8 protein-coding genes are annotated in these 4,387 nt (G+C 33.1%); 2 read left to right on the forward strand and 6 right to left on the reverse strand.

Translation table 11 applies throughout. The annotated features are described in order from the left end of the window. Positions 1 to 251: 251 nt before the first annotated feature. A complete protein-coding gene (locus PVV57_RS09575) occupies positions 252 to 434 on the forward strand; it encodes a type II toxin-antitoxin system HicA family toxin (protein ID WP_038473319.1) in 183 nt (60 codons plus the stop codon). A gap of 20 nt (positions 435 to 454) precedes the next feature. Continuing rightward, on the forward strand, positions 455 to 877 hold the full coding sequence (locus PVV57_RS09580; protein ID WP_273719177.1) for a type II toxin-antitoxin system HicB family antitoxin: 423 nt from the start codon (positions 455 to 457) through the stop codon (positions 875 to 877). A gap of 3 nt (positions 878 to 880) precedes the next feature. Here PVV57_RS09580 and PVV57_RS09585 read toward each other — a convergent pair whose 3' ends face one another. The 6 genes from PVV57_RS09585 to PVV57_RS09610 all read right to left on the reverse strand — a co-directional run bounded on the left by PVV57_RS09585 (position 881) and on the right by PVV57_RS09610 (position 4,261). Further along, positions 881 to 1,423: a hypothetical protein gene (locus PVV57_RS09585; RefSeq protein WP_273719176.1), complete on the reverse strand. Its 543-nt coding sequence runs from the start codon at positions 1,421 to 1,423 to the stop codon at positions 881 to 883. Positions 1,424 to 1,433: 10 nt separating this feature from the next. Then, positions 1,434 to 1,877 (reverse strand): single-stranded DNA-binding protein, encoded by a 444-nt coding sequence (gene ssb / locus PVV57_RS09590; protein WP_273719175.1) that lies wholly within the window; start codon positions 1,875 to 1,877, stop codon positions 1,434 to 1,436. A gap of 141 nt (positions 1,878 to 2,018) precedes the next feature. Next, entirely contained in the window at positions 2,019 to 2,393 is a 375-nt protein-coding gene (locus tag PVV57_RS09595) for a helix-turn-helix domain-containing protein (protein ID WP_273719174.1), read from the reverse strand. Positions 2,394 to 2,418: 25 nt separating this feature from the next. After that, a complete protein-coding gene (locus PVV57_RS09600) occupies positions 2,419 to 3,291 on the reverse strand; it encodes a DNA adenine methylase (protein WP_012230849.1) in 873 nt (290 codons plus the stop codon). A 111-nt stretch (positions 3,292 to 3,402) separates the two neighbouring features. Continuing rightward, on the reverse strand, positions 3,403 to 3,918 hold the full coding sequence (locus PVV57_RS09605) for a hypothetical protein (protein ID WP_273719173.1): 516 nt from the start codon (positions 3,916 to 3,918) through the stop codon (positions 3,403 to 3,405). Beyond that, a complete protein-coding gene (locus PVV57_RS09610; RefSeq protein ID WP_273783975.1) occupies positions 3,905 to 4,261 on the reverse strand; it encodes a baseplate wedge protein 53 in 357 nt (118 codons plus the stop codon). Before PVV57_RS09610 ends, PVV57_RS09605 begins: the two co-directional genes overlap by 14 nt. Positions 4,262 to 4,387: the final 126 nt, after the last annotated feature.

Here is a 4,387-nt window from a genome sequence, read left to right on the forward strand (position 1 = left end):
ACTTTAAGCCCTCTTGAAAGCTTAATATTTTATCAAATTTTAGGGGATATTTTTGAATTTTAGATACAATACAACTAGTACAGTGAAACCATTAAATAAAATTTTTCACACATTGTCAATAGAAAAATCACGATATTATATATTTTTAATTTTTTTGATCAAAACTTAGTATTTTAAAAGCCAATCTTTAATTTTATACAAATAACAACATTTATGTTGCATTTAAACATTTTAGATGTTATATTATATTTATGAACAGTCAAGAATTAAAAAGATATCTTACGAAACATGGTTGCAGTTTTACCTCAGGGAAAGGTGGCCATTTGCTTGTAAAACGTGGTTCTAAAAAATCCGTTTTACCTATGCATGGTACGCGGAAAGAATTAGGAACGGGATTAGTTCAAAAGATTCTTAAAGATCTTGACCTAAGGTAAGTCTGAATATGGAGATGTAAATGAAATATGCACTTAAATTTATCAAAGATGACAATGATACTCTTCTTGTCGTTTCCAAAGACTTTCAAGAATTTATTACCTATGGTAACGACGAAAAAGAGGCTTTGGAACACGCTAAAAATGCCCTTTTAACAGTTATTATGGGGCGTTTCCAAGATCGAGAAGTTGTCCCTTTTGGAGCTCGTGATGCTGCCTATCCTTTTGTTGAAGTATCTTCATTAGTTATTTTAAAAATTGCAATACACAACGCTATGGTTGAAAAGAATTTACGCAAAGCTGATCTTACGCGTCTTTTAAAACTCAATCCAATACAAATTGACCGATTATTGGATTTAAACCACGCAACAAAATTAGATGCTTTAGAATCCACTCTTATTACTCTTGGCAAAGAAGTTACCATTAGTATCCAAGATGCCGCTTGAAACTTATTGGTTTTGCGTAAAATGTTTATGGAGCGCATTAAGAGCAACATACAGCGAACCTACAAGATGAGATAGTGATTGATCTTCACTAACAAGATATTGTAATGCGGCATGAAGATTATATTGATGGTAAAAACATTGTGCTTCTTTGATAACCTCTTTCATTTCTTCATAACAATGAGTTGCTCTTTCAATCCATCGTTGTTGTGCCTCTTCATTTGATGAAGGAGTAAAATCATCATAAATTGCATTTGGTAAGGCTTTTGCACAGAGGTAATTATTTCTCACTTCAATATATTTTTGTGCAACATCGTATTGATCTTGATTAATCACACCTTTCAGATAAAGCCGTCCGATATAAGTACCGGAAAGTGGATTTTTTGCTTCTTCTATGGTCAAGCCAAAGCGTTTGGCACGCATTTCTATTGCCAATTTATTTATGGGTTCATGTGGTGTTTTGACTCGTGAGATACGACCATTGGGTTCTCTGGTACATCCCTTAATCCGTGGACGTCCACGTTTTGCATGTTTTTTTCTTTTTGTCATATTTTTTCAATCAGAATGGCATACTGTCATTAAGAGATACGCTATAATCGGAGGCACCAGAGGCGATAGCATAATTTTGAGAAGTAATGGGTGAGGGGGTAGATTGCTCTTTTTTTGCATCAAGCAAATGCAATTCACCTTTATATTGTGACAAGACAATCTCTGTTGTGTAACGGTCATGACCGTTTTTATCTTGCCATTTACGGGTTTGTAATTTGCCTTCTATGTAAACCTTTGAACCTTTACTGAGATACTGAAGAGCTATTTTTGCCAAATGTGGATTAAAAACTACCACGGAATGCCATTCAGTTTTCTCTACTTTTTGGTGCGTGTTTTTATCCGTATAGCTTTCAGAAGTAGCCAACCTAAAATTGACTATTTCAGCTCCAGAAGTCATCGTTTTGCTTTCGGGATCTGCCCCTAAATAGCCAATTAAGATCACTTTATTCAACATGTTTTTTGTTACCTTAAGTTTGTGTTTAAATATGTAAAAAAACTAGCATAATTTTATTATTTTTTCAATTATTTCAAAAGGATATTATTAATTATTAACATATAACATTATGTTTTACGGCATACCTATACGATAAGGAGATCAAGGTAATTTATTTTGCTGTTTCTTTTCTATTTTCTTCATGAATTCCTTGAACTCTGTTAGATTTTTTTGTGAAAGGCACTTAAAATTTCTAACAAACGGGTTAGGCATTTCATGGTTAAGTGGATCAGAAGAGTTTATTGTAAAATTCTTGCGATAAATATCAGCTTCTTTTTTTAAGAGAGAAGCCATATCTTGATCTAAATCGTATAATTCTATGACCTTTTCTTCCATACCAACGGGCACAGATTTTTTGCCAATCTCGACAGAAGATAAAAACGCTACAGATATACCTAATTTCTCAGCCATATCTAATAGACGCTCTGCATGATCTATACGAATTTTACGTAAGGTTTTGCCAAATGGTGCAAGCATTTGATTAAAGCTCCTATTCACGCAATCAAGCTGCTTTGAGAAGTGATATTGTGTTCTTTTCTAAGAATTGAGGCATTTTGATTTTAGGCGAAAAAATCATCAGTTCAGTAGCTTGCCTTTTCTCCTGTAGAGAATACTGTATGTTGAATTCTACTAAGGGATATTTTCTGTACAAAGATTTAATTTCTTCTACATTATCATAGGTGATCAACCAGGGCGCATTCACATGTTGGGAAAGGGTATTTTCTAATACCTGATGATCGTTAGCTTGATAAAATGAAGCATATAATCCTCGTCCTTTTTTAAAATAAGGAGGGTCCATATAAAAGAAAATATTTTCATCTTTATCTGTCCCATAACGTAGCAAAAACTCTCGTGCATCTAACCGTGTTAAATGTATCCTATCTTTGTGCGTACTTATGCGAAGAATGCGTTCAATGATGTTTTTTTTGTTAAATCGGCAATTTATTTTATAATTGCCATTTTGTCCTTTGCCTCCAATTGGACCAGAATTTTTAATAATTCCAGATCGATTTGTACGATTTAAAAAGAGTGCAGCAAATCCTAGGCTAAGTACATCTGCTTGTTCAGAAGAAATTTCTTTTTGTTTATACCATTCTTCTAAGCTAACGGCCGTTGTGTTAATTTTTTCTATTAATTCTTCTGTTTTGTGTAAGACACAATGCCAAAAGCTCCAAATGAATGGATCAATATCGTTAATATGAATATCTTTAACGTCATTATTCAAAAGAAGCTTGAGCGCAAGCCCACATCCACCAGCAAAAGGTTCCCTATAGGAACATCCATTTAATCCATTTTTTTCAAAAATTTCTTTGATTTTTCCATAAAGTATGGCTTTACCGCCTGGATATCTCAATGGTGAGCAGATATGAGTCATTGCTACACCCCTTTCAATATGTTTGTGATTTCTTTAGTTGATTTCATTAATAGAGTGTTAAGAAGATACAGCACCGATTAACCTAAAAAGTCTTATAAATTGGAAATTTTGCTATGGCTTTTTAGTACAAGACTGTAGTATGTAGATGGATATATTTATTAAACTGCGTGTACGAAACATAAGAAACAATACACAGCATAAAAAGTAGTACCAAAGCACAATGTCTAAATACCCAAATACGGTATCCAATGAAAAAGAAAACTGGTGTTCCACGTGCTTAGAAGTGACAGGCAAAGAAACAGCCTCTCCATAACTATTTGGAAAAATTAAAACGACAAGCGCTAAAATTATTATCTTTAAGAGTTTGTGCATATATTGTTGTAAATCATGTGTTAGGATCACCCAACCCGTTGTATCATCATGTTTATATTTTGGATTATTTTGCAATTCAAAAGGAATATGAGAATTGCATAAAATTACAAAAATATTTGTTATTATTATCAAACCAAAAGAGGCAAATATCAAAATACTTTGAATAAAATAGGGATTTTTTTTGATATCTAAAAAGCATAAAAATATAAAAACTATAATGCCAAACAAGGCTCTTAGTTGCTTATCTGTAAACATTTTCATTTCCTGCGGTTTTCGATAGTTTTTTGATCTCTCTGTTAATCTCGTCTATAAGAGGCTCGTAATTGAGAACGCTTTTTGGCAAATTTCCTCCATAAACCCATGCTTTCACTTGCGCCTTGGTACTGAAATCCGCATTCTTTGGTATGGTGTAATATTGAGCACCATCAAACTTTTCATACTCCCTTGTGCCATCTTCATATTCGTAGAGATTATAAAAATACTCTGCTGCTCCATCTCCCCATGGAACATAACCAACAGCCGTTGCAATAAATTTTTTGTGCATTACTTGCATAGGCTGTTTACGTTTTTTAAAGAATCGTCGTTTTAATATTTTCATTTTAATTCCTATTTTTACCAATAGGTTAATTTACCTCAAATTTGACCGTACAGAGCGTTTTATATTACAGATGTTGTTTTCATCATAAAATCTTTAAATCGCTTTGTACGGTATCTTTTTATCGAT

This window comes from Bartonella sp. AU15XJBT, from assembly GCF_028618615.1.
Classification (GTDB): Bacteria; Pseudomonadota; Alphaproteobacteria; order Rhizobiales; family Rhizobiaceae; genus Bartonella.

Coding starts and splice junctions, on each gene's coding strand:
- PVV57_RS09575 (WP_038473319.1), top strand. CDS start 252: ATGAACAGTCAAGAATTAAAAAGATATCTTACGAAACATGGTTGCAGT.
- PVV57_RS09580 (WP_273719177.1), top strand. CDS start 455: ATGAAATATGCACTTAAATTTATCAAAGATGACAATGATACTCTTCTT.
- PVV57_RS09585 (WP_273719176.1), bottom strand. CDS start 1,423: ATGACAAAAAGAAAAAAACATGCAAAACGTGGACGTCCACGGATTAAG.
- ssb (WP_273719175.1), bottom strand. CDS start 1,877: ATGTTGAATAAAGTGATCTTAATTGGCTATTTAGGGGCAGATCCCGAA.
- PVV57_RS09595 (WP_273719174.1), bottom strand. CDS start 2,393: ATGCTTGCACCATTTGGCAAAACCTTACGTAAAATTCGTATAGATCAT.
- PVV57_RS09600 (WP_012230849.1), bottom strand. CDS start 3,291: ATGACTCATATCTGCTCACCATTGAGATATCCAGGCGGTAAAGCCATA.
- PVV57_RS09605 (WP_273719173.1), bottom strand. CDS start 3,918: ATGTTTACAGATAAGCAACTAAGAGCCTTGTTTGGCATTATAGTTTTT.
- PVV57_RS09610 (WP_273783975.1), bottom strand. CDS start 4,261: ATGAAAATATTAAAACGACGATTCTTTAAAAAACGTAAACAGCCTATG.